This is a genomic window from Streptomyces silvisoli (assembly GCF_029269905.1).
GTDB classification, from domain to species: Bacteria; Actinomycetota; Actinomycetes; order Streptomycetales; family Streptomycetaceae; genus Streptantibioticus_A; species Streptantibioticus_A silvisoli_A.
Genome location: NZ_JARJBC010000023.1, coordinates 60,888 through 85,162, shown reverse-complemented (window position 1 = coordinate 85,162; position 24,275 = coordinate 60,888). Strand labels below are relative to the sequence as shown.

The following is a 24,275-nucleotide window of genomic DNA, read 5'->3' as shown; positions in this document are numbered from 1 at the left end:
AACTGCCCCTATCTACAGCTTCATCAGGCTGGCGTCGTCGACCGAGGCCGAGTGGCGGGAGCGGAAGAACGTCACGATGATCGCCAGGCCGACCACCACCTCGGCGGCCGCGACGACCATGGTGAAGAACGCGAAGATCTGGCCGTCGAGGTTGCCGTGCAGCCGGGCGAAGGTGACGAAGGCCAGGTTGCAGGCGTTGAGCATCAACTCGACGCACATGAAGACGATGATCGCGTTCCGCCGGATCAGCACGCCGGCTCCGCCGATGGTGAACAACAGGGCAGACAGGTAAAGGTAGTTGATCGGGTTCACTTCGCCGCCCCGTTCGCCGAGTTCGCACCGTTCGCCGAGTTCGCTCCGTTCGCCGAGTTCGCTCCGTTCGCCGGTGCGGGGCCCGACTCCCCTTCGCCCTCGGCGTGCCGCTCGGAGCGCTGCTCCAACTCCCTGAGACTCTCCAGTGCCTCACCGCTGACGTCCCGGATCTGGCCACGGGCGCGCAGCGTCTTGCTGACGGACAGCTCGGCGGGTGTGCCATCGGGCAGCAGCCCGGGGATGTCCACCGCGTTGTGCCGGGCATATACGCCGGGCGCGGGCAGCGGTGGCACCTGGGCGCCCTCCCGCACTCGCCGCTCGGCCAACTCGCGCTGCGTGGCGGCACGTTCGGTGCGCTCCCGGTGGGTGAGCACCATCGCACCGACGGCCGCGGTGATCAGCAGCGCGCCGGTGATCTCGAAGGCCCACACGTACGTGGTGAAGATCAGCCGCGCCAAGCCCTCCACGTTCCCACCGGAGTTGGCCTGTCCCAGGCCGGTGAAGCTGTGCACCGAGGCGTTGCCGAGCCCTGCGATCAGCAGGACGCCGAAGCCGATGCCGACCAGCGCGGCCATCCAGCGCTGCCCCCTGATGGTCTCCCGCAGGGAGTCAGCGGCGGTGATGCCGACCAGCATGACGACGAAGAGGAACAGCATCATGATCGCGCCGGTGTAGACCACGATCTGCACGACGCCCAGGAAGTACGCGCCGTTCGCCAGGTAGAAGACGGCCAGTATGATCATGGTGCCCGCCAGCGACAACGCGCTGTGCACGGCCTTCTTCATCGCCACTGTGCCTAGCGCGCCGAGCACCGCGACGATTCCGAGCAACCAGAACTGGACGGCCTCGCCGGTGGATGTCGTCATGCGTCGGCCTCCTCGGCCTTCCTGGCGTCGTCCGGCCGTTCGCCCTTGGAGACGGCGACCTGCCGGGCCGTGCCGGGCGCGGCCTCGGTGACCAGGCCGCGGTAGTAGTCCTGTTCGGTCATGCCCGGGAAGATGGCGTGCGGGGTGTCCACCATCGACTCGTCGAGGCCCGCGAGCAGCTCCTCCTTGGTGTAGATGAGCGACTCCCGGGTGCGGTCGGCGAGTTCGTACTCGTTGGTCATGGTCAGTGCCCGGGTGGGGCAGGCCTCGATGCACAGGCCGCACAGGATGCAGCGGGCGTAGTTGATCTGGTAGACGCGGCCGTAGCGCTCACCGGGCGAGTAGCGTTCCTCGTCGGTGTTGTCCGCGCCCTCGACGTAGATGGCGTCGGCCGGACAGGCCCAGGCGCACAGCTCGCAGCCGATGCACTTCTCCAGCCCGTCCGGATGCCGGTTGAGCTGATGGCGGCCGTGGAAACGGGGCGCGACCGGCTTCTTGTACTCGGGGTACTGCTCGGTCAGCCGCTTCTTGAACATGGCCTTGAAGGTCACGCCGAACCCGGCCACGGGATTCTGCCAGCGGGTACGGGACTCCTCGTCCTGGGGTTCGCGGTCAGGCATTGCCGCCCTCCTGCTCCTTGTCCGGCGTATCGGCGGTGTCCGTGGCGTTGACCAACTGCCGTTCACCGCGCGGCCTTCGGCGCGGTACCGGCGGCAGGGCCTGCCCGGGCCGCGGCGGTACGGGGAAGCCGCCCGCCATCGGGTCGAACCGGTCCCCGGGGGCGCCCGGCTCCGCGGCGGCCTTGTGACCGCGGTCGCGCAGCACGTCGACCACCAGCGAGAGCAGCAGCAGCGCCAGGATCCCGCCGCCCACGTACAGCACGATCCGCTGGAAGTCGTAGTTCTCGTTGCGCAGCGCGCGCACCGTGGCGACCAGCATCAGCCAGACCATGGAGACCGGGATCAGCACCTTCCAGCCCAGCTTCATGAACTGGTCGTAGCGCATTCGCGGCAGCGTGCCGCGCAGCCAGATGAAGAAGAACAGCAGCAGCTGGATCTTGATGGTGATCCACAGCAGCGGCCACCAGCCGTGGTTCGCGCCCGCCCAGAAGGTGCTGATCGGCCAGGGGGCCCGCCAGCCGCCGAGGAACAGGGTGGTCGCGATGGCTGAGACGGTGACCATGTTGACGTACTCGGCCAGCATGAACAGCGCGAACTTGATGGACGAGTACTCGGTGTTGAACCCGCCGACCAGTTCGCCCTCCGCCTCGGGCAGGTCGAACGGCGCCCGGTTGGTCTCACCGACCATCGCCACGATGTAGACGATGAACGAGACCGGCAGCAACACCACGTACCACTTGTCGTGTTGACTGGCGACGATCTGCGAGGTCGACATCGAGTGCGAGTAGAGGAACACCGCGGCGAACGAGATGCCCATGGCGATCTCGTAGGAGATCATCTGCGCTGTCGAACGCAGCCCGCCGAGCAACGGATACGTCGAACCCGACGACCAACCCGCCAGCACCACGCCGTAGATGCCCACCGACGCCACGGCGAGGACGTACAGCACAGCCACCGGCAGGTCGGTGAGCTGCATCGGGGTACGGGTGCCGAAGATCGAGATCTCGTTGTCCGCCGGGCCGAACGGGATGACCGCGAAGGCCATGAAGGCCGGGATGGCCGCGACGATGGGCGCCAGGACGTACACCACCTTGTCGGCGCCCTTGACGACGATGTCCTCCTTGAGCATCAGCTTCACACCGTCGGCGAGGGACTGCAGCATCCCCCAGGGGCCGTGCCGGTTGGGGCCGATGCGCAACTGCATCCAGGCGACGACCTTGCGCTCCCAGACGATGGAGAACAGCACCGTCAGCATCGCGAAGGCGAAGCAGAAGATCGCCTTGATGATGATCAGCCACCATGGATCGCGGCCGAAGACACCCAGGTTCTGCGCCGCGAGACCCTGCACGGCGGACAGTCCGGATACCGCTGGAGTGATCACTTGGCCACCTCCCGCACGGCCGCGCCGACCGACACCAACCGGCCCGGCAGCACACCGAGTTCGTCGTACACCCCGGAGCCCGTGGAGTTGAGCGGCAGCCACACCACCCGGTCCGGCATCGCGGTCGTCCGCAGCGGCAGCGTCACGCTCCCGGCCGGGCCGGTCACCGTCAGCTCGGCGCCGTCCTTGACTCCGACCTCCTCGGCGGTGGCCGCGGACAGCCGGGCGACCGCCGCGTGCCGGGTACCGGCCAGCGCGTCGTCGCCCTCCTGCAACCGGCCCAGGTCCAGCAGCAGCCGGTGCCCGGCCAGCACCGCCTCGCCCGCCCCCGGCCTGGCCAGCGGACGCGACGACTCCAGCGGGTCGGCGGGGCGCGCGCCGTCCCAGGGGGCCAGTCCGCGCAGTTCACGCCGCACGGCCTGCACATCGGGCAGGCCCAGACCCGCCGCACCGGACATGGCGTCCGCGATCATGTGCAGCACCCGCACATCGGAGAGCCGGTACCGGCTGGTCGCCTGATCCGGCTTGATAGCGGCCTCGAACGGACGGACCCGGCCCTCCCAGTCGAGGAACGTCCCGGCCTTCTCCTCCACCGCCGCGACCGGGAAGACCACATCGGCCCGCCGGGTCACCTCGCTCGGCCGCTGCTCCAGGCTGACCAGGAACCCGACCTGGTCCAGCGCCTCCCTGGCCCGGGCCGGATCCGGCAGGTCCACCACCTCGACCCCGGCCACCAGCAGCGCGGACAGCTCACCGCCCGCCGCCGCGGCCACGATCTGGTCCGCGTCCCGGCCGAAGCGGTGCGGCAGTTCGGCCACTCCCCACAGCGCCGCGACCTCCTCACGGGCCCGCGGATCGGTCAACGGCCGCCCGCCGGGCAGCAGCCCCGGCAGCGCACCGGCCTCCAGCGCGCCGCGCTCACCGGCCCGCCGCGGGATCCAGGCCAGCCGGGCGCCGGTCGCCGTGGCCAGCCGGGCGGCCGAGGTCAGCGCGCCCGGCACCCCGGCCAGCCGCTCACCGACCAGGATCACCGCACCGTCCTGCCGCAGCGCCTCGGACGCCGCCGCACCGTCCTCGTCCAGACCGACCCCGCTGGCCAGCGCGTCCAGCCACTCGGGCTCGGTGCCCGGGGCGGCCAGCAGGAGCGTTCCGCCCGCCCTCACCAGGCCCCGGGTGGCGAAGGGGGCGATCCCGAAGGTCCGCTGGCCACGCTTGCGGTGCGCCTTGCGCAGCCGCAGGAAGACACCGGGCGCCTCCTCCTCGGCCTCAAGTCCGGCCAGCAGCACGGCCGGAGCCTGTTCCAGCGAGGTGTACGTGACCCCGTCGCCGTCGAGGTCGCGACCGCGTCCGGCCACCCGGGCGGCCAGGAAGTCGGCCTCCTCGGCGCTGTGCACCCGGGCCCGGAAGTCCACGTCGTTGGTGCCCAGCACGACCCGGGCGAACTTCGCGTACGCGTAGGCGTCCTCGACGGTCAACCGGCCGCCGGTCAGCACACCCGTCCGGCCGCGTGCCGCCAGCAGTCCGCGGGCGGCGGTCTCCAGCGCCTCGGGCCAACTCGCCGGACGCAGTTCGCCGTTCTCCCTGACCAGCGGATGGGTCAGCCGGTCCGGGCGCTGGGCGTAGCGGAACGCGAAGCGGCCCTTGTCGCACAGCCACTCCTCGTTGACCTCCGGGTCGTTGGCGGCCAGCCGCCGCATGGTCCTGCCACGCCGGTGGTCGGTACGGGTGGCGCAGCCGCCCGCGCAGTGCTCGCACACGCTCGGCGAGGAGACCAGGTCGAACGGCCGGGACCGGAAGCGGTACGCGGCCGAGGTCAGCGCGCCCACCGGGCAGATCTGGATGGTGTTGCCGGAGAAGTAGGACTCGAACGGCTCGCCCTCGCCGATGCCCACCTGCTCCAGCGCGCCGCGCTCCAGCAGCTCGATCATCGGGTCTCCGGCGATCTGCTCGGAGAACCGGGTGCACCGTGCGCACAGCACACAGCGCTCCCGGTCCAGCAGGATCTGCGGGGAGATCGGGATCGGCTTCTCGTAGGTGCGCTTGCGGCCCTCGAAGCGGGTGTCGGCCTGGCCGGTGGACATCGCCTGGTTCTGCAGCGGGCACTCACCGCCCTTGTCGCAGACCGGGCAGTCCAACGGGTGGTTGATCAGCAGCAGTTCCATCACACCGCGCTGCGCCTTCTCGGCGACCGGCGAGGTGAGTTGGGTCCTGACCACCATGCCGTCGGTGCAGGTGATGGTGCAGGACGCCATCGGCTTGCGCTGGCCCTCCACCTCCACGATGCACTGGCGGCAGGCGCCGACCGGGTCGAGCAGCGGATGGTCGCAGAACCGAGGGATCTCGATGCCGACCATCTCGGCGGCGCGGATCACCAGGGTGCCCTTGGGCACCGAGAACTCGATGCCGTCGATGGTGACGGCCACGAGGTCTTCTGGCGGCACCGCCGCTTCCTTTCCGCCTCCGGAGGGGGCGCCGGTTGCGAGTGTCACGCGTTCACCTCCAGGTGCGGCTGGTGCGCCCACACGGTCGACAGGGCCGGGTCGAAGGGGCAGCCCTGCTCGGTGATGTGGCGCTCGTACTCATCGCGGAAGTACTTCAGCGAGGAGAAGATGGGGCTGGCGGCGCCGTCGCCGAGCGCGCAGAAGGACTTGCCGTTGACGTTGTCGGCGATGTCCAGCAGCTTGTCCAGGTCCTCCGGGCGGCCCTTGCCCGCTTCGAGGTCCCGGAGCAACTGCACCATCCAGTACGTCCCCTCGCGGCACGGTGTGCACTTGCCGCAGGACTCATGGGCGTAGAACTCGGTCCAGCGGGTGACCGCCCGCACCACGCAGGTGGTCTCGTCGAAGCACTGGAGCGCCTTGGTGCCGAGCATCGATCCGGCTGCGCCCACGCCCTCGTAGTCCAGTGGTACGTCGAGGTGTTCGTCGGTGAGCAGCGGGGTGGAGGAACCGCCCGGCGTCCAGAACTTCAGCCGGTGGCCGGGACGCATCCCGCCGCTGATGTCGAGGAGTTGGCGTAGCGTGATGCCCAACGGGCCCTCGTACTGGCCGGGGTTGGCGACATGGCCCGAGAGCGAGTACAGCGTGAAGCCGGGGGACTTCTCGCTGCCCATCGACCGGAACCATTCCTTACCCCTGGTGAGGATGGCGGGAACCGAAGCGATGGATTCGACGTTGTTCACCACAGTGGGGCACGCGTACAGACCGGCGACCGCTGGGAAGGGGGGACGCAACCGGGGCTGGCCGCGGCGTCCTTCGAGGGAGTCCAGCAGCGCCGTCTCCTCACCGCAGATGTAGGCGCCCGCGCCAGCGTGCACGGTCAGCTCCAGGTCGAAGCCGGAGCCCTGGATGTCACGGCCGAGGTATCCGGCGCCGTACGCCTCGGCGACCGCGTGGTGCAGCCGCCGCAGCACCGGGACCACCTCGCCGCGCAGGTAGATGAAGGCGTGGTTGGAGCGGATGGCGTGGCAGGCGATCACGATGCCCTCGATGAGGGCGTGCGGATTGGCGAAGAGCAGGGGGATGTCCTTGCACGTACCGGGTTCGGACTCGTCGGCGTTGACCACGAGGTAGTGCGGTTTGCCGTCACCCTGCGGGATGAACTGCCACTTCATTCCGGTCGGGAAGCCCGCGCCGCCCCGGCCGCGCAGGCCGGAGTCCTTCACCAGTGCGATCACGTCGTCGGGTGCCATGGCGAGCGCCTTGCGCAGGCCCTGGTAGCCGTCATGGCGTTGATAGGTCTCCAGGGTCCAGGACTCGGGCTCGTCCCAGAACGCGGAGAGGACCGGGGAGAGCACCTTCTCCGGGCTGGTCTCGTTGACGGCGGCTGCCACGGTCATTCCTCACCCTCCCCGCCCTCGCACGGCGAGATCCCGCCTTCGCGTGGCGAGACGATTCGCCCGGGGGCCGTTTCGCCCTTGGCCAGCCGCAGCCCGACCAGGGTGGCGGGACCGGCGCCGCCGGTGGCCTCCACCGCGCCCGGCCGGGTGTCGGGGAAGCCGGCGAGCATCCGCGCGGTCTCCCGGAAGGTGCACAGCGGCGCGCCCCGGGTCGGCCGGACCGGCCTTCCGGCGCGCAGGTCGTCCACCAGGCGCCTGGCCGAGTCGGGGGTCTGGTTGTCGAAGAACTCCCAGTTGACCATCACCACCGGGGCGTAGTCGCAGGCCGCGTTGCACTCGATGTGCTGCAACGTGACCTTGCCGTCCCCGGTGGTCTCGTCGTTGCCGATGCCGAGGTGCCGCTGGAGCTCCTCGAAGATGGCGTCACCGCCCATCACCGCGCACAGCGTGTTGGTGCACACCCCGACCTGGTACTCCCCGGAGGGCTTGCGCCGGTACATGGAGTAGAAGGTGGAGACGGCGGTCACCTCGGCGGTGGTCAGTTCCAGCAGCTCCGCGCAGAAGCGGACGCCGGTGCGGCTGACGTAGCCCTCCTCGGCTTGTACCAGGTGCAGCAGCGGCAGCAGCGCGGAGCGGGTGTCCGGGTAGCGGGCGATCACCTCCCGTGCGTCCGCCTCCAGCCTGGCACGCACCTCGGCCGGATAGTCGGGTGGCGGCATCTCGGGGATGCCGAGCGATACCGGGGGTTCGGTTGTCACCGGTCGACGCCTCCCATGACGGGGTCGATGGACGCCACCGCGACGATGACATCGGCGACCATGCCGCCCTCGCACATCGCCGCCATGGTTTGCAGGTTGGTGAAGGACGGGTCGCGGAAGTGCACCCGGTGCGGTCGGGTGCCGCCGTCGCTGACGACATGCACGCCCAGTTCGCCCTTGGCCGATTCCACGGCCGTGTACGCCTGGCCGGGCGGCACCCGGAAACCCTCGGTGACCAGCTTGAAGTGGTGGATCAGGGCCTCCATCGAGGTGCCCATGATCTTCTTGATGTGGTCCAGCGAGTTGCCCAGCCCGTCCGGGCCGAGGGCGAGTTGCGCGGGCCAGGCGATCTTCTTGTCGGCGACCATCACCGGGCCCGGCTCCAGCCGGTCCAGGCACTGTTCGACGATCCGCAGCGACTGCCGCATCTCCTCCAGCCGCACCAGGAACCGGCCGTAGGAGTCACAGGTGTCAGCGGTCGGTACGTCGAAGTCGTAGTCCTGGTAGCCGCAGTACGGCTGTGCCTTGCGCAGGTCGTGCGGGAGCCCGGCGGCGCGCAGGATCGGTCCCGTGGCGCCCAGCGCCATGCACCCGGCCAGGTCGAGGTAGCCGACGTCCTGCATCCGGCCCTTGAACACCGGGTTGCCGGTGGCGAGTTTGTCGTACTCGGGGAGGTTCTTGCGGAACTTCTTCACCAGTTCGCGTACATGGTCCACGGCGCCGGGCGGCAGGTCCTGGGCGAGGCCGCCGGGGCGGATGTAGGCGTGGTTCATCCGCAGGCCGGTGATCAACTCGAAGGCGTCCAGGATGAGTTCGCGGTCCCGGAACCCGTAGATCATGATCGTGGTGGCGCCCAGCTCCATGCCGCCGGTGGCGATGGCGACCAGGTGCGAGGAGATCCGGTTGAGCTCCATCATCAGCACGCGGATGACGCTGGCCCGCTCCGGGATCTGGTCGGTGATGCCCAGCAGCTTCTCCACCGCGAGCGCGTAGGCGGCCTCGTTGAACAGCGGCGTGAGGTAGTCCATGCGGGTCACGAACGTCGACCCCTGGGTCCACGTCCGGTACTCCATGTTCTTCTCGATGCCGGTGTGCAGATAGCCGATGCCGCACCGGGCCTCGGTGACCGTCTCGCCCTCGATCTCCAGGATCAGCCGGAGCACGCCGTGGGTGGACGGGTGCTGGGGGCCCATGTTGACGACGATGTGCTCGTCGTCCGCCTTGCCCACGGTTTCAGCGAGTTCGTCCCAGTCACCGCCGGTGACGGTGAAGACCCGGCCCTCGGTGGTGACGCGTTCCTCGGCCTGCTGGGGTGCGTGCGGTTGCTCATACGAAGCGGTCACGAGTACGACCTCCGCTGGTCGGGAGCCGGGATCTGGGCGCCCTTGTACTCGACGGGGACGCCGCCGAGCGGGTAGTCCTTGCGCTGCGGATGGCCCTGCCAGTCGTCGGGCATCATGATCCGGGTGAGCGCCGGATGATCGTCGAAGACGATGCCGAAGAAGTCGTAGGTCTCGCGCTCGTGCCAGTCGTTGGTCGGATAGACGGAGACGATCGACGGCACGTGCGGATCGGCGTCCGGGGCGCTGACCTCAAGCCTGATCAACCGGTTGTGAGTGATCGACCGCAGGTGGTAGACGGCGTGCAGCTCCCGGCCCTTGTCGCCGGGGAAGTGGACTCCGCTCACCCCGGTGCACAGCTCGAAGCGCAGTGCCGGGTCGTCACGCAGGGTCCTGGCCACCCGGGGCAGGTGTTCGCGTGCGACGTGGAAGGTGATCTCGCCGCGGTCCACGACCGTCTTCTCGATCGCGTTCTCCGGGACCAGCCCCTGTTCCTCCAGGGCGCCTTCCAGCTCGTCGGCGACCTCGTCGAACCAGCCGCCGTACGGCCGGGACGACGCGCCGGGCATCCGCACCGGCCGCACCAGCCCACCGTAACCGGACGTATCCCCACCGTTGTTGGCGCCGAACATGCCGCGCTGGACGCGGACCGCCTCGCCCTGGTCACCGCGCTGACCGGGCAGGTTGGTGGCGTTGACGTCCTTGTCGGGGTTGACGCCGTTGGCGTCCTGGGAATTGGAGTCGCTCACCGTGCCACCTCGTTCGCTTCTCCGCCCACGCGGCGCAGAAGTGCGGCTTTCCTGATCCTCTGCGGCCCGGCGGCCGCGTGCGCGTCGCTCACCGTGCCACCTCGTTCGCTTCTCCGCCCACGCGGCGCAGAAGTGCGGCTTTCCTGATCGTCTGCGGCCCGGCGGCCGCGTGCGCGTCGCTCACCTGAGCAGCCCCTTCATTTCAATAGTCGGGACCGCCTTCAGGGCCGCTTCCTCCGCCAGGCGCTCGTCTTCCTGGCGGTTCACGCCGAGCTTCTCGTTCTGGATCTTGCGGTGCAGCTTGATGATCGCGTCGAGCAGCATCTCGGGCCGCGGGGGGCAGCCGGGCAGATAGATGTCGACGGGGACGATGTGGTCGACGCCCTGGACGATGGCGTAGTTGTTGAACATCCCGCCGCTGGAGGCGCACACGCCCATGGAGATGACCCACTTGGGGTTCGGCATCTGGTCGTAGACCTGCCGCAGCACCGGGGCCATCTTCTGGCTGACCCGCCCGGCCACGATCATCAGGTCCGCCTGCCGGGGCGAGCCGCGGAAGACCTCCATGCCGAACCGGGCCATGTCGTAGCGACCGGCGCCGGTGGTCATCATCTCGATGGCGCAGCAGGCCAGACCGAACGTCGCCGGAAAGACCGACGCCTTGCGCACCCAGCCCGCGGCTTGCTCGACGGTCGTGAGCAGAAAGCCGCTCGGCAGCTTCTCCTCGATACCCATAGCGTTTGCCCCTGTCCTAAATGCCCGGGTTCATCCATTGTGACTCGGTTGCTCAGTCCCACTCCAGGCCCCCGCGCCGCCACACATAGGCGTAGGCGACGAAGACAGTGAGGACGAACAGCAGCATTTCGACGAGTCCGAACAGCCCGAGGGCGTCGAAGCTGACCGCCCAGGGGTAGAGGAAGACGATCTCGATGTCGAAGACGATGAAGAGCATCGCCGTCAGGTAGTACTTGATCGGGAAGCGCCCGCCTCCGGCCGGCTGCGGTGTCGGCTCGATACCGCACTCATAGGCGTCCAGCTTCGCCCGGTTGTACCTCTTCGGCCCGGTACGTCGGGCCATGTCCACGGAGAAGATCGCGAACCCCGCCGCCAGGGCTCCGAGCACGAGGATGGGGACGTAGGTGTTCACCGCCCTCGCTCCTTCCAGTCGGCGTTGACTGACAGATCGTTCCTATGTGAGGCAGTTCACAAGCCCGAACCGCCTGCATCCTATGCCCGCCGGTCTGTGATCTGCGACACGGCGTACGCCAACAGCTTTGTGATCTCTACCACCTGACAGTGGATCACACGCCCGCGAAGGGGTCGATCTTCGTACGGGAAGCACTCAGATGATCACCAATGGTGACGCGAGACGGGGTAACCGCAGGTCACGCGGGTCTGTCGCATTATCAAGCCACCGCCGTCAACGCAAAGTTGGACCGGCGACCCGCACGTGGTATAGCGACACAGGACCGTTGGGACGGGCGTGCCGCCGGGTGAACCGGGACACGCCGCGCTGACCATGCCGTACTTGGGGTTCGCGCGATTGTGAACGCGAGTACACGCAAACGGACTCGAAGGCTCCAGAAAGCCCAACGCAAGATCAAAGCCCGGCATTGCGACCGGGGCTCGCGAAACTGTGGCGTACCTTACGTTTTTTGTACGCGCCCAGGAATTCCTGATAGCCATATTGGCCATGTCCCCAACGCAGACCCGCGCCCCGCAGTCCGATCCCCACATACGCAGCCGTCGGCACGCCCGACATACGCCGCCAAACTGGGTCAAACGCGCCGGAGTTGCCGGTGGTGTGATCGGAGCCGTCGCCCTCACCGGTGCCGCTTCCCCCGCGCAGGCCAGCAGCCCCAGCGACCAGACGCCCAACGAGGTCACCCAGACCCTCGACCTCTCCCAGCTGCGTGCCGCCGACGCCACCGCTCAGGCCGTCATCACGTACCAGCTCCAGGCCGCCCAGGACCAGGCCGTCTCCGCCGCCTCCCAGGTCGCCAAGCAGCACAAGGAAGCCGACGAGCAGAAGGCCGCCGAGGCCAAGGCCGCCGCCGAGCACGCGGCCGCCCAGCAGGCCGCTTCCCGTGACGCGCAGCGTGCTCCGCTCTCCACCGACTCGGGCAGTTCGTCCGTTTCCTCCTCGTCTTCGGTGGCCTCGTCCACCAGCGGCAGCATCTCCAGCGTCCTGAGCTTCCTTCAGGCGCAGCTCGGCAAGGCGTACGTGATGGGCTCCACCGGCCCCAACGCCTACGACTGCTCCGGTCTGGTCCAGGCCGCGTTCCGCACCATCGGCGTCGACCTGCCGCGCGTCTCCCAGGACCAGTCGACCGCGGGCACCCAGGTCTCCCTCAGCGACCTCCAGCCCGGCGACATCCTCTACTGGGGCAGCGCGGGCAGCGCCTACCACGTCGCCGTCTACGTCGGTAACGGCAACTTCATCGGCGCCCAGAACCCGAGCAGCGGCGTCGTCGAGCACCCGCTGTCGTACGACGAGCCGACCGGCGCGGTCCGCGTCGCCTGAACCTCCTGACGGCGGACCCACCACAGCACACGGCTTGGACTAGCCCACGGTGATCGCGCCGATGGTCAGGGAGTGCACGGTCGGGCCCGCGCAGTGGTCGTGCCGCCAGGGGATGAACAGGGCCGCCTTCTGGTTCGGGGGGTAGACCCGCAGGCCCTGGGCGGCAGACAGCTGGCACTGGCCGGGGTCGTAGCCGCCGACGCCGTTGCTGTCGTGCAGCACCGCGCTCGCCTTGCCGCCGTGCGCGCGCAGGGTGACCGTCGTGACGTGGTCGCCGGTGCGCACCGCGGCGTTGCCGGACTGGACGCCGCCCTGCTTCACGTAGGAGACGCCCGGGAAGCCGGTGAGCGTGCAGGTGCTGCCGGAGGCGTTGGTGAAGACGATCTTGGAGTAGTACTGGCCGGCGCCGACGTCCGGGTTCTCCTGGTCCGCCTTCAGCTGGCCGGTCGTGCAGGCGTGCCCCCCGGCGGAGCCCTGCGCGGAGGTCTGGGTGCCCTGGGCCGTGGACGAACCGGAACCGGTGGCGCTGCTGCCGGAACCGCCGGTGCTGGAGGCGTTGGCCGAACCACTGCCGGTGCCGATGGATGCGTTGGCCGAACCGTTCCCCGACGAGCACGCCGTGAGCGCGAGCGCGCCGACGGCGGCGAGGACGGCGGCCTGGGTCGCGACGGCGGGTATCCGCCGACGGGCGGTCGTGGAACGCATCGTTACTCCTCCTGGACGTCTGGCAGCCCATGTCCCTGAACGGCACCTACCCCGTACCGATGCCTAGACGCTCTCACTCCGAAAAGGGATAAGTCAGTAGCTGTTACGCGCCTGTAGCGGAAGCCGACCGGCTTCGGGACACTGCGCCTGGCCCGCCGGACGGGTGATGGCCACGCCACCGTTGACGTCGAGCACGTAGCCGACCCCGCGCACCGTGTGGATCAGCCGAGGTCGGCCGCCCGCCTCGGTCTTGCGGCGCAGGTACATCACGTAGACGTCCAGCGCGTTGGTGGTCGGCCGGTCATGCTCGCTCCACAGCGCGCTGAGCATCTGCTCACGGGCGAGCGGCTTGCGCGGATACGACAGGAACAGTTCCAGCAGCTCGAACTCGGTGCGCGTCAGGCTGAGTTCCGCCCCGTCCCGGGTTACGGTGCGCGACGGAGTGTGCATCCGCAATCCGCCGTAGGTGAGCACGGACTCCTGCTGGGCCGCGGCGGCTCGGCGCAGCAGTACCGCGATCCGGGCGAGCAGTTCCTCGTTGACGAACGGCTTGGTCAGGTAGTCGTCGGCCCCGGCCTCCAGACCCGTGACGCAGTCGCCCACGGTGTCCCGGGCGGTGAGCATCAGCACCGGCACCTCGTTGCCCCGCGCCCGCAGGCGGCGGCAGACGGTCAGGCCGTCGGTGCCCGGCAGCAGCACATCCAGCACCACGAGGTCCGGGCGGTGCGTCTCCAGTGCCCGAAGGGCCTGCTCGCCGTCCATCGCCAGCAGCACCTCGTAGCCGCGCCGCTGCAGGATGAGTTCCAGGGCGTGGCGGATCGCCGGTTCGTCGTCAACCACGAGGACACAGGTCACCGGGGCCTCCTTCGATCGCTGGGGGCCGCACAAAGCGGCGCGGGGTCCCTCCAGGGGGTACGTAAATCGGTCACGCCGGGGCCTCCTGCCGCGCGGAGTGCAGTTCCGCGTAGACGCTTCGGCGGCCCAGCAGTTCCGCGTGCCCGCCGTGCTCCACCAGGCGTCCGCCGTCGAGCACGAGGATCCGGTCGGCGTCCGGGGCCAGCTGCAGATCGTGGGTGATCATGATCGTGGTGCGGCCCGCCATCAGCCGGCGCAGCGGGCCGATGACCCGGCGGGCGGCGACCGCGTCCAGACCCGCGGTCGGCTCGTCCAGCACGAGCACCCGGGCGTCGCGCAGCATCGCGCGGGCGATGGCGATGCGCTGCAGCTGACCGCCGGAGAGCCGGGCGGTGTGCGGGTCGATCAGGGTGTCGTAGCCGTCCGGCAGGGCGGTGACGAAGTCATGGGCGTCGGCGTCGCGGGCCGCCTCGACGATCTCCGCCCGACTGGCGCCCGGCCGCCCGCAGCCGATGTTCTCGGCGATGGTGTCGTGCAGGATCAGGGTCTGCTGCGGCAGCAGGGCGACGTGGCGGCGCAGGAAGCCCAACGGCAGCGCGTCCAGCGGTACCCCGTCCAGGCGCACGGTGCCGGTGTCCGGGTCGTAGAAGCGCAGCAGCAGCTTGGCGAACGTGGACTTGCCCGCACCGCTGGGGCCGGTGACCAGCACCAGTTCGCCGGGCCGGGCCTCGAAGCTGATCCCCCTCAGGGCGTCGCACGCGGCGCCCGGGTAGCGGAAGCCGACGTCGGTGAGCGTGACGGTGCCGTGTACGCGCCGGGGGTTGACGGGGTGCGGCGGATCGCTGACTGCGGGTTCGGTGTCCAGGATCTCCAGCAGCCGCTCGGCGCCCGCGGTGGCCGCCTGGAGGGTCAGCCCCAGGTTGCCCAGCGACTGGATGGGCGGATAGAGGTAGCCGAGGAAGGCGGCGAAGGCGAGCAGCTGCCCGATCGTCAGCCGGTGCTGGGCGATCTGCCAGGCGCCGAGTCCGATCACCGCCAGCACGCACAGGGTCTCCACGACCTGGACGATCTGCTGGTACAGCTCGGTCAGCCGGGCGCCGGTCACCGAGGCCCGCAGCCAGGCGCGGGCCTCACGGCGCAGCCGCCTCTCCTCGGCGCGCTTACGGTTGTACGCCTGGGTGAGCACGATGTTGCCCAGCGACTCCTCAAGCACCGAGGTGATCGCCCCGTCCGCGGCCCGTTCCGCCCGGGCCACGCGTTTGATCCGACCGGAGAACCGTCTCGCCGCGAGCCAGAACAGCGGTGCCAGGCAGAAGGTGGCCAGCGCCAGTTGCCAGCACAGCCAGAGCGCGGCGGCGGCGTAGAACACCACGCTGAACAGGGCCGAGATGGTGCCGACCACACCGGTGAGCACCAGTTGCTCGATGACCGCGACGTCTCCGGTGAGCCGCTCGACCAGGTCGCCGAGCCGGTGCCGGGCGAAGAAGTCCGGAGGCAGGTCCTGGAGGTGGCCGAAGACCCGGGCGCGTAGCCGCATCACGAAGCGCTCGGCGGTCCACACCGCCAGCGAGTTGCCCAGGTACCCGATGATCGCGCCCAGGACCGTCACCGCGAGCCACTCTCCGGCCGGGTGCCAGAAGGCGGCTACCGAACCGGTGCGCAGGGCGTGGTCGGTCAGCTCGCTGAACAGCAGGATGGCGGCGGTCTCACCGAGCGCGGCCAGTACGACGCACACGCAGATGACCGCGAGCCAGCGGCGGTCGCCCTTCACCAACGGCCAGAAGCGGCGGAACGCCTGCCGCACAGCGACGCCGCTGGCCCGCTGGGTGTTTTCCTCGCTTTCCGCGCCCTCGGCGTGTTCCGGGTTTTCTTCTTCCGCGCCAATTCGCTTTTCGGAATCGCGCTCCTGGTAACCGCTCAACGCCACCCCACTTGCGCCGTGGACGAGTTGACGGCGGGACCGCGGCGTGCCCCGCCGCGGTCCCGCCGGTTATGGCTCGATCAGCAAACGGGGCGACGGCGCGGGTGGCGCCGCCGGTCCACCGGCTTGTGGCACTCGTGCTTGGGCTCGCCCACCGGACGGTGCTTCTTCGGGGGCTCCGGGTGACGACGCTTGACGACGATCGGAACGATCCTACGGAAAGTCATGATGTCCTCCGCATTCAATGGCCAACCCGACTGCTGCCGGATTTCCGCCGCCTGCTTCCGGCGGCGACAGAAAGAACGCTACACGGCCGGCGGAGCCCAGGAAGCCAATTCCCGTGAATTAGGGCTTAGAGATATATGAGGTTTTCTAAGAATACCTTTTCAACCCATGAGAATTCGCTCTCGTGTACTACTGAACCCCATCTGACCTGCGGAAACGTTGAGACGGAGCCGCTTTTGGCAGCTCTGGAACGCCCTGGAAATCACCCTGTCGGGCTGCAACCGTTCCCGTCGTCCAGGCGTCATTGAGAGCAGGGTGTGGTGTATTCAGAAAAGCCCGCACCGGGCAATCAAATACCGAACAGGTTCCTACCTGCCGTGACCGGAGTTGACCGTATCGGTTATTGGTGCGCGCACCGTCAGGCGCGCGGGGCCACCTTGCTCAGGCCGTTGATGATGCGGTCCATCGCGTCGCCACCGGTCGGATCGGTGAGGTTGGCCAGCAGCTTCAGCGTGAACCGCATCAGCATCGGGTGGGTCAGCCCGCGCTGGGCGGCCAGCTTCATGATCTTCGGGTTGCCGATGAGCTTCACGAACGCGCGGCCCAGCGTGTAGTAGCCGCCGTAGGTGTCCTTCAACACCTTCGGGTAGTGCTGAAGTGCCAGCTCCCGCTGGGCGGTTGTGGCCCGCGCGGCGGCCTGGACGATGACGTCGGCGGCGATCTGGCCGGACTCCATCGCGTACGCGATGCCCTCGCCGTTGAACGGGTTGACCAGCCCGCCCGCGTCGCCGACCAGCAGCAGACCGCGGGTGTAGTGCGGCTGGCGGTTGAACGCCATGGGCAGCGCCGCACCGCGGATCGGACCGGTCATGTTCTCCGGGGTGTACCCCCAGTCCTCCGGCATCGAGGCGCACCACGCCTTGAGCACCTCGCGCCAGTCCAACTCCTTGAACGCGGCGGAGGTGTTGAGCACCCCGAGCCCGACGTTGCTCGTACCGTCGCCCATGCCGAAGATCCAGCCGTAGCCGGGCAGCAGCCGGTCCTGCGGGCCGCGCCGGTCCCACAACTCCAGCCAGGACTCCAGGTAGTCGTCGTCGTGCCGCGGGCTGGTGAAGTACGTACGCACCGCGACGCCCATCGGGCGGTCCTCGCGGCGGTGCAGGCCCATGGCGAGGGAGAGCCGGGTGGAGTTGCCGTCGGCGGCGACCACCAGCGGGGCGTGGAAGGTGACCGGCGCCTTCTCCTCGCCCAGCTTGGCCTCGACACCGGTGATCCGGCCGGTACGGGCGTCGGTCAGCGGGGCGCCGACGTTGCAGCGCTCGTACAGCCGGGCGCCCGCCTTCTCCGCCTGCCGGGCCAGTTGCTCGTCGAAGTCGTCGCGCTTGCGCACCAGACCGTAGTCCGGGTACGAGGCCAGGTCCGGCCAGTCGAGTTGCATGCGCACCCCGCCGCCGATGATCCGCAGCCCCTTGTTGCGCAGCCAGCCCGCTTCCTCGGAGATGTCGATGCCCATGCCGACCAGTTGCTTGACCGCGCGGGGCGTCAGGCCGTCACCGCACACCTTCTCGCGCGGGAAGGCGGTCTTCTCCAACAGCAGCACGTCGAGCCCGGACTTGGCGAGGTGGTAAGCGGTGGCCGAACCGGCCGGACCGGCGCCGACCACGATCACATCGGCGGTGCGCTCGGACGTGGCGGTGGTCTCGCTCACGACGGATCTCCCGATGGCTCGGTTGCTACGTGCCGGGCACGCCGGGCACTGGACATGTGCGGCAAGTCTATTCAGGGCCCCTCGGCGGCCCTGGCGCCGGGCTCGCCGGCGTGCGGGGCTACGGCTTGAAGCCGCGGTGCAGGGCCACCACGCCGCCGGTCAGGTTGCGCCAGGCGACCCTCGTCCAACCGGCCTCGCGCAGCCGGGCGGCCAGGCCCGGCTGGTCCGGCCAGGCGCGGATCGACTCGGCGAGGTAGACGTACGCCTCCGGGTTGCTGCTGACCGCGGTGGCGACCGGCGGCAGGGCGCGCATCAGGTACTCGGTGTAGACGGTGCGGAACGGCGCCCACGTGGGATGGCTGAACTCACAGATCACCACCCGGCCGCCGGGCCGGGTCACCCGCAGCATCTCGGCGAGGGCCGTGCCGTGGTCCTGCACGTTGCGCAGCCCGAAGGAGATGGTGACCGCGTCGAAGGTGTCGTCCGCGAACGGCAGCTTCGTCGCGTCGCCCGCGGTCAGCGGCAGCCGCGGATGGCGCCGCTTGCCCTCGCGCAGCATGCCCAGCGAGAAGTCGCACGGCACGACCTGCGCGCCCGCGTCGAGGTACGGCAGCGAGGAGGTGCCGGTACCGGCGGCCAGGTCCAGCACCCGCTCACCTGGGCGGGCGTCCACGGCGCGGGCCACCGCCTTGCGCCACACCCGGGCCTGCCCCAGCGACAGCACGTCGTTGGTCAGGTCGTACTTGGCCGCCACGTCGTCGAACATCGACGCGACTTCCGACGGCTGCTTGTCCAGGGAGGCTCGGGTCACGCTGCCCATTGTCCACGGCGGCGCGGGGCCTTCCCCACCCGCCCACCCGTTTGACCTCGCGCTCACGCCGGGGCTGGCTGGGTTCGGTCAGCGGAACTCGCGCAGCCGCAGCCGTACGCCGACGGCGGCCAGCGCCAGCGCCACCGCCGTACCGGCGATGACCAGGACCAGCGACGAGTCCAACTCCGACTGACCGCTGGAGACCGCGTCGGCGAACGCGTGGTCGTTGATCGCGATGTCGTCCTTCATCGCGTCGTCCCACTGCTGGAACGTGTAGTTCGAACCGCCCCTGGCCCAGCTGGTGTTGAGACGGATGGCCTGGTCGAGCCGTCCGGCGGCGACGTACTCGCGGGTGGTGTGGTCGACGTGCTCGTAGTCCACCCAGGCGGACAGCGCGCGCTCGGCGGCCGAACCCTCGCCGGGGAAGGTGATGTTGCGGAACTCGGTGCCCAGGTAGCCGCCGAACCGCACATCGTTGTGGTCGGCGAGGTAGGCCTGCCGCGCGGCGGCGACGTCCGAGGAGTACGTCGCCGGACCTGAGCCGTCGATCTTGGCGATCTCCTGGGACTTTACGAAGAAGGCGTCCGAGTACTGGCCGCTGCGCTGGGCGTCCAGCAGGTTGCGGCTCTCGTCGGCGTTGGCGTCGTAGCCCACCGCGCGGGCGGCCGACAGCGCGACCACCGAGTCGAAGGCGTCGTGCCGGGCGATGCCCAGCTGGTGCTGCTCGTCGCCGGACATGGTGACGGCGGTGCCGATGACCGCCGCACACAGCAGGGTCGCGCCGGCCAGCGCCGGGTTGACCAGCCGGCGGAAGCGCCCGGTGATGAACACCTGCAGCGCGACGAGCGCGCCGAGGGTGAGCAGGCCCAGGCCGAGCGCGGCCCACCGCAGATCGGACAGCAGCCCGCGCTCGTCGTCGTAAGTGGCCGTGAACGACGCGTTGTTGGCGTTGATCAACTTGTTCGCCGCCGGAAGCAGCGAATCCCGCATCAGGTCGGTGGCCTGGCGGTACGCGGTGAGGGCGGCCGGCGCCGGGTGCCCAGCGGGTGCGCCGGCCTGGTCGTTGAGCGAGGTGGCCCGGGAGGCGAGTTCCTCGTACTGGCCGAGCCCGTCCAGGATCCCCACCAGCGCGTTCTGCGCCGCGGCGTCGCTACCGGCGGAGCGGGTGGCGCCCTGCAGCTCGGTGCTGACCGAGTCACGGTCCTGGGCGTAGAGCTTCCGCGCCTGCGCGCGGGCACCGGCCAGGTCCGTCGCGTTGCCGAAGACCAGGATGTTCGCGGTCTCGGCGTCCATGTCGGTGAGGGCCAGGTACAGCCCGGACGCGTGCCGCACCTGCGGGGCCAGCCGCTGCTGGATGCCGGTCCAACTGCCGCTGGTGTGGGCCGGGATCGCGGCGCACAGCGCGCCGAGCGCGATGACCAGGGCCAGGACCACCGTCAGCGCGGCGCGCAGCGTCGCGGGGACACTGCGGCGGCGCGGGCGTGTTGCGCGCGGCTGCCGGCTGGGGGCGGGTGTGCGGCTGGGTGGCGTCGGCACCTTCGCGCTCGCCCGCGTTCGCGTCTGCGTCGCCGCCTCGGTGACGCGCCTGCCAGCAGTCGTGATGGTCTCCGCCACCGCGCCGCACCTCCCCCGTTACGGATCACCCTGACGGGTGAGATGCGGGTGGAGCGGGGCCTTGACGCGTCCCTGATGTCGAACAGGGTTGCCTTTACGGCACGTTGACGCTTCCGCTGGGACTTCCCTGGTTTCCCTTCCGCCCACCGATTGCTTCGGCCTTTCGCCTGCCGTTGCGCACGGTTGGTCCGGCGGGTGGGCGTACTCCCAACTCGCGCTCCCGCAAAAGCCGATGCCAATCGGGCGGGTGGGGGGAACCTACGCCCGGCGGTGTACCGCGCGGCCCGCGACGACCGTCGCCACACACGTGCCCGCGTCGTCGAAGACCGCGAGATCCGCGCGGGCGGACGGGACCAGCTCCGCGGGCCGCCCGAGAGCGGCCAAGACCGTGAGCCCGCTGCGCCGCGCGGCGTCCCGCAGGTCCGGGTCCGCGACCCGGTCCGCCAGCACCGCCGTGGCCCCCGACCGCAGCACCGCGTAGACCCGCTCCCGCGGCGTGGGCGCCGCGGGAAGCTCACCCTCGTGCACCAGGGCGGGCCCGACCGTGCCGGGCCAACTGCGCACCCGCGCCTGCGGATACCGCTCCCGCAGTTCCTCCAGCGGGCCGACCTCCGCCACCCGGTCGTCCCGTACCGCCACCGCGTCCCCGGGCACGGCCCGGCCGTCCGCCGTGCGCCGCAGTGCGGCGCCGACGTGGATCGTCAGCATCCGCGCGCCTACGAGGCGTCGATCAGCTTCAACTCGGGGTGCGCGGTGCCCCCTTCGAGCGCGGTGGACGAAAGGTGCGAGACCACGTGGTCGTTGACCGGGTCGTTCGCCGGGTCGTCGTGCACGACCAGGTGCTCGTAGGTCGTCGCCCGCTGCGCCGGCACCCGCCCCGCGGTACGGATCAGGTGGATCAACTCCGCCAGGTTGGAGCGGTGCTTGGCCCCGGCCGAGGAGACCACGTTCTCCTCCAGCATCACCGAGCCGAGGTCGTCCGCCCCGTAGTGCAGGGAGAGTTGGCCCGCCTCCTTGCCGGTGGTGAGCCAGGAGCCCTGGATGTGCGCGACGTTGTCCAGGAACAGCCGCGCGATGGCGATCATCCGCAGGTACTCGAAGACCGTCGCCTGCGTCTGGCCCTTGAGGTGGTTGTTCTCCGGCTGGTACGTGTACGGGATGAACGCCCGGAAGCCACCGGTGCGGTCCTGTACGTCACGGATCATGCGCAGGTGCTCGATGCGTTCGGCGTTGGTCTCGCCGGTGCCCATCAGCATGGTGGAGGTGGACTCCACGCCCAGGTTGTGCGCGGTCTCCATGATCTCCAGCCACCGCTCACCGGACTCCTTGAGCGGCGCGATCGCCTTGCGCGGCCGCTCCGGCAGGAGTTCCGCGCCGGCGCCCGCGAACGAGTCCAGGCCCGCGGCGTGGATCCGGCGGATCGCCTCCTCGACGCTCACCCCGGAGATCCGCGCCATGTGCTCCACCTCGGAAGCGCCGAGGGAGTGGATCACCAGCTGCGGAAAGTCCTTCTTGATCGCCGCGAAGTGCTTCTCGTAGTACTCCACGCCGAAGTCGGGGTGGTGGCCGCCCTGGAACATGATCTGGGTACCGCCCAGTTCGACGGTCTCCGCGCAGCGCCGCAGGATGTCGTCGAGGTCACGGGTCCAGCCCTTGTCGCTCTTGGGCGGAGCGTAGAAGGCACAGAACTTGCACGCGGTGACGCACACGTTCGTGTAGTTGATGTTCCGCTCGATGATGTACGTGGCGATGTGCGCGGTGTCGGCGTAGCGGCGGCGGCGAGCGGCGTCGGCGGCCTGGCCGAGCGCGTGCAGCGGAGCGTTCCGGTAGAGCTCCAGTGCCTCCTGCGGGGTGATCCGTCCCCCGGCGGCGGCGCGGTCCAGTACGGATTGCATGGTTCCTCCGGAGGCGAAGCGGTGTGGCCTTCGGCCAGGGTATCGTCCGGTACTTTTCGCCCGGCCGCCCACCCGTCGCCGTTCGGTCACCCGCCCGCGGCGGCTCCGGTTCGTACCACCGCGGTGCCCGCGGCCAGCACCACCAGCAGCAGCCCGGCCATGGCGAAACCCATGTCCCGTCCGAGGTTCAGGCTCGCCTTGGTGCCGGACACCGGAAGAACCCCTTCCGCGGGGTCGTAGACCACCGGGATCGGCCGCGCGGCGGCGCTGCCCAGGCCCGCGCAGGTGCGGTTGTCGGTGAGCAGTTCCCTGACCTGGCCGTCGGGCAGCTGGACGTAGCAGGTGGGCGAGGGCGCGGTGCCGTTGGTGTGCGTCCAGGTCTGGCTGTAGGCGGTGGCGGTGGCCTGCCGGCCCCAGATGTCGAGGTAGGCGCGCGGGCTGCCGTAGACCACGCCCAGCAGCAGCACCGGAAGCCCGACCCAGGCGAGGATGGCGGCGGCCCTGTGGCCGGGCGCCTCCGGCATTCCGCGCATCACCCACACCCCATGCACCATCAGCAACGCCAGCACCACGGCCAGGGTGGTGGCCCTGTTGCCCGCCAGCGTCAGCAGCCAGCACAGCGCCCCGGCCGCCAGGTCGAACAGCAGCACAAGGGTCCAGCGCCTGATCACCCGGCGGGTCAGCGGCGTGTGGTCGGCGGGGCGCGGCAGCCGGTCGGGCGGCCAGGTGGTGCGCACCATCCGCTGGGTGTCGTCGGTGGTGAACTCCGCGACGATGGCGTGCACCCGCTCGTCGCCGTCCTCGCCCCTCGCCATCTCGCGCAGCCTGGGCAGGCCGAACCCGGCGCGCCGCAGCGCCCGGATCGCCTTGACGTTCAGCGCCTCCAGCAGTTCGTCGGCGGAGGGACGTTTCTTCTCGCTCACCGGCCACGCTCCCGCCTCGCCCATGTCGGTTACCGCGTATGTTCCACGTACGCAGTCTGGCAACCCGTCAGGGGACGGCGGCGGATGCCCGTGCGCGCCGTGCCGCGTCTCGCCGTCCCGGCGGATGCCCGGCGACGGGACGCGCCACGGCGCGGGGGCGCGGACTAGGCCGTGCGGGGTCCGGTGTAGGCCTCCGGCTGGTAGAGCTCCACTGCCACGTCCGGCGCGAAGCCAGTGGTGTCGCCGACCCGGCGGGCGAACTCGGCGATGCCGGTCAGCTGGTCGCGGCCGAGCGAGAAGTCGAGCGTGGTGAAGTAGCGCCGCAGCAGTTCGGCGTCGAACGTCTCCCAGCGCGCCGCCTGCTCGGCGGCCTTCTCCACCTCTTCCAGGGAGAGGTCGCGGGAGGCCAGGAACGCCTTGTGCACCTCGAACACGGCGCGCGGGCGGGTGGCCAGGTAGTCGCGGCGGGCCGCCCAGACCGCGAAGACGAACGGCAGCCCGGTCCACTCCTTCCACATCAGCCCCAGATCGTGCACCTCAAGGCCGAGCCGAGGCGCGTCGTGCAGGGTGGCGCGCAGCGCGGCGTCTCCGATCAGCACGGCGGCCTGCGCCTCCTGCATCATCAGCCCGAGGTCGGGCGGGCAGGTGTAGTAGTCCGGGGCGACGCCGATCCGCTCCGCCAGCAGCAACTGGGCGAGGCGAACGGAGGTGCGGGAGGTGGAGCCGAGCGCCACCTTGGCGCCGTCCAGCTGGTCGAGCGGAACCTGACTGACGATCACGCAGGACATCACCGGGCCGTCGCAGCCCACCGCGATGTCCGGCAGCACGACCAGGTCGTCCGCGTGCCGCAGGAACTCCACCAGCGAGATCGGGCCGATGTCGAGGTCGCCGCGGACCAGCATGTCGTTGAGCTCGTCCGGGGTGTCCTTGGTCAACTCCAGGTCGAGCAGCGTCCCCGTTCGGGCGAGTCCCCAGTAGAGGGGGAGGCAGTTCAGGAACTGGATGTGACCCACCCGGGGGCGGTTCGGACGGTGGTGGCGGGGGTCGGTGGCGGATGCGGCCGGTGCAGGCGTAAACGCAGAATTGTCCACATCGGGAGGCTAGCCGCGACCGATCCCGATCTTGTCACGGGGCGGTCCGGAAGCGGCCGCTCGGGCGGTTTTGGCCGACGTCAAGAGGCTGGGACACGCCATGGCCGGAGATCTTCGACCTCTTCCCCGGTTCAGTTGT

General features: G+C 69.9%; 22 protein-coding genes. 1 reads left to right on the top strand and 21 read right to left on the bottom strand.

Features of this window, described 5'->3' with window-relative positions; genetic code table 11:
* Positions 1 to 12: 12 nt before the first annotated feature.
* The 11 genes from nuoK to P3G67_RS28965 form a co-directional block, all read right to left on the bottom strand.
* Complete coding sequence (gene nuoK, locus P3G67_RS29015) at positions 13 to 312, bottom strand: NADH-quinone oxidoreductase subunit NuoK (RefSeq protein WP_269853796.1); 300 nt, start codon at positions 310 to 312, stop codon at positions 13 to 15.
* Entirely contained in the window at positions 309 to 1,178 is an 870-nt protein-coding gene (locus tag P3G67_RS29010; protein ID WP_276096124.1) for an NADH-quinone oxidoreductase subunit J, read from the bottom strand. The genes nuoK and P3G67_RS29010 overlap by 4 nt, the downstream gene beginning before the upstream one ends.
* Positions 1,175 to 1,798 carry an NADH-quinone oxidoreductase subunit NuoI gene (gene nuoI, locus P3G67_RS29005; RefSeq protein WP_269853798.1) on the bottom strand — a complete coding sequence of 208 codons (624 nt, stop codon included), beginning with the start codon at positions 1,796 to 1,798 and terminating at the stop codon, positions 1,175 to 1,177. The genes P3G67_RS29010 and nuoI overlap by 4 nt, the downstream gene beginning before the upstream one ends.
* Positions 1,791 to 3,176, bottom strand: coding sequence for an NADH-quinone oxidoreductase subunit NuoH (gene nuoH / locus P3G67_RS29000; protein ID WP_391858376.1), 1,386 nt, complete (start codon positions 3,174 to 3,176; stop codon positions 1,791 to 1,793). The genes nuoI and nuoH overlap by 8 nt, the downstream gene beginning before the upstream one ends.
* Entirely contained in the window at positions 3,176 to 5,668 is a 2,493-nt protein-coding gene (locus tag P3G67_RS28995; protein ID WP_276096123.1) for an NADH-quinone oxidoreductase subunit G, read from the bottom strand. Before P3G67_RS28995 ends, nuoH begins: the two co-directional genes overlap by 1 nt.
* On the bottom strand, positions 5,665 to 7,017 hold the full coding sequence (nuoF, locus tag P3G67_RS28990; RefSeq protein ID WP_269853800.1) for an NADH-quinone oxidoreductase subunit NuoF: 1,353 nt from the start codon (positions 7,015 to 7,017) through the stop codon (positions 5,665 to 5,667). The genes P3G67_RS28995 and nuoF overlap by 4 nt, the downstream gene beginning before the upstream one ends.
* Positions 7,014 to 7,736, bottom strand: a complete 723-nt coding sequence (gene nuoE, locus P3G67_RS28985; RefSeq protein WP_276096156.1) for an NADH-quinone oxidoreductase subunit NuoE — start codon at positions 7,734 to 7,736, stop codon at positions 7,014 to 7,016. Before nuoE ends, nuoF begins: the two co-directional genes overlap by 4 nt.
* A gap of 35 nt (positions 7,737 to 7,771) precedes the next feature.
* Positions 7,772 to 9,118, bottom strand: coding sequence for an NADH-quinone oxidoreductase subunit D (locus P3G67_RS28980; protein WP_269853801.1), 1,347 nt, complete (start codon positions 9,116 to 9,118; stop codon positions 7,772 to 7,774).
* Positions 9,115 to 9,864 carry an NADH-quinone oxidoreductase subunit C gene (locus P3G67_RS28975; RefSeq protein WP_269853802.1) on the bottom strand — a complete coding sequence of 250 codons (750 nt, stop codon included), beginning with the start codon at positions 9,862 to 9,864 and terminating at the stop codon, positions 9,115 to 9,117. The genes P3G67_RS28980 and P3G67_RS28975 overlap by 4 nt, the downstream gene beginning before the upstream one ends.
* 180 nt (positions 9,865 to 10,044) lie before the next feature.
* Positions 10,045 to 10,599, bottom strand: a complete 555-nt coding sequence (locus P3G67_RS28970; RefSeq protein WP_269853803.1) for a NuoB/complex I 20 kDa subunit family protein — start codon at positions 10,597 to 10,599, stop codon at positions 10,045 to 10,047.
* 52 nt (positions 10,600 to 10,651) lie between these two features.
* Positions 10,652 to 11,011, bottom strand: a complete 360-nt coding sequence (locus tag P3G67_RS28965; RefSeq protein ID WP_269853804.1) for an NADH-quinone oxidoreductase subunit A — start codon at positions 11,009 to 11,011, stop codon at positions 10,652 to 10,654.
* 546 nt (positions 11,012 to 11,557) lie between these two features.
* Between P3G67_RS28965 and P3G67_RS28960 the strand changes: the two genes are divergently transcribed.
* Positions 11,558 to 12,388: a C40 family peptidase gene (locus P3G67_RS28960; RefSeq protein ID WP_276096122.1), complete on the top strand. Its 831-nt coding sequence runs from the start codon at positions 11,558 to 11,560 to the stop codon at positions 12,386 to 12,388.
* Between the two features lie 39 nt (positions 12,389 to 12,427).
* Here P3G67_RS28960 and P3G67_RS28955 read toward each other — a convergent pair whose 3' ends face one another.
* The 10 genes from P3G67_RS28955 to P3G67_RS28910 all read right to left on the bottom strand — a co-directional run bounded on the left by P3G67_RS28955 (position 12,428) and on the right by P3G67_RS28910 (position 24,058).
* A complete protein-coding gene (locus P3G67_RS28955; protein ID WP_276096121.1) occupies positions 12,428 to 13,093 on the bottom strand; it encodes a DUF4232 domain-containing protein in 666 nt (221 codons plus the stop codon).
* A 93-nt stretch (positions 13,094 to 13,186) separates the two neighbouring features.
* A complete protein-coding gene (locus tag P3G67_RS28950; protein ID WP_276096120.1) occupies positions 13,187 to 13,948 on the bottom strand; it encodes a response regulator transcription factor in 762 nt (253 codons plus the stop codon).
* 70 nt (positions 13,949 to 14,018) lie between these two features.
* The gene (locus P3G67_RS28945) at positions 14,019 to 15,752 is read right to left on the bottom strand and encodes an ABC transporter ATP-binding protein (RefSeq protein WP_276096155.1); all 1,734 of its coding nucleotides are present in this window, start codon (positions 15,750 to 15,752) and stop codon (positions 14,019 to 14,021) included.
* 760 nt (positions 15,753 to 16,512) lie between these two features.
* A complete protein-coding gene (locus tag P3G67_RS28940; protein WP_276096119.1) occupies positions 16,513 to 17,802 on the bottom strand; it encodes a geranylgeranyl reductase family protein in 1,290 nt (429 codons plus the stop codon).
* A gap of 118 nt (positions 17,803 to 17,920) precedes the next feature.
* The gene (locus P3G67_RS28935; RefSeq protein ID WP_269853809.1) at positions 17,921 to 18,613 is read right to left on the bottom strand and encodes a demethylmenaquinone methyltransferase; all 693 of its coding nucleotides are present in this window, start codon (positions 18,611 to 18,613) and stop codon (positions 17,921 to 17,923) included.
* 87 nt (positions 18,614 to 18,700) lie between these two features.
* Complete coding sequence (locus tag P3G67_RS28930; protein WP_276096118.1) at positions 18,701 to 20,227, bottom strand: hypothetical protein; 1,527 nt, start codon at positions 20,225 to 20,227, stop codon at positions 18,701 to 18,703.
* A gap of 258 nt (positions 20,228 to 20,485) precedes the next feature.
* Positions 20,486 to 20,935, bottom strand: a complete 450-nt coding sequence (locus tag P3G67_RS28925) for an imidazolonepropionase-like domain-containing protein (protein WP_276096117.1) — start codon at positions 20,933 to 20,935, stop codon at positions 20,486 to 20,488.
* A gap of 8 nt (positions 20,936 to 20,943) precedes the next feature.
* The gene (gene mqnC, locus P3G67_RS28920) at positions 20,944 to 22,122 is read right to left on the bottom strand and encodes a cyclic dehypoxanthinyl futalosine synthase (protein ID WP_276096116.1); all 1,179 of its coding nucleotides are present in this window, start codon (positions 22,120 to 22,122) and stop codon (positions 20,944 to 20,946) included.
* 86 nt (positions 22,123 to 22,208) lie between these two features.
* Complete coding sequence (locus P3G67_RS28915) at positions 22,209 to 23,045, bottom strand: hypothetical protein (protein ID WP_276096115.1); 837 nt, start codon at positions 23,043 to 23,045, stop codon at positions 22,209 to 22,211.
* 164 nt (positions 23,046 to 23,209) lie between these two features.
* Entirely contained in the window at positions 23,210 to 24,058 is an 849-nt protein-coding gene (locus P3G67_RS28910; protein WP_276096114.1) for a menaquinone biosynthetic enzyme MqnA/MqnD family protein, read from the bottom strand.
* Positions 24,059 to 24,275 lie beyond the last annotated feature (217 nt).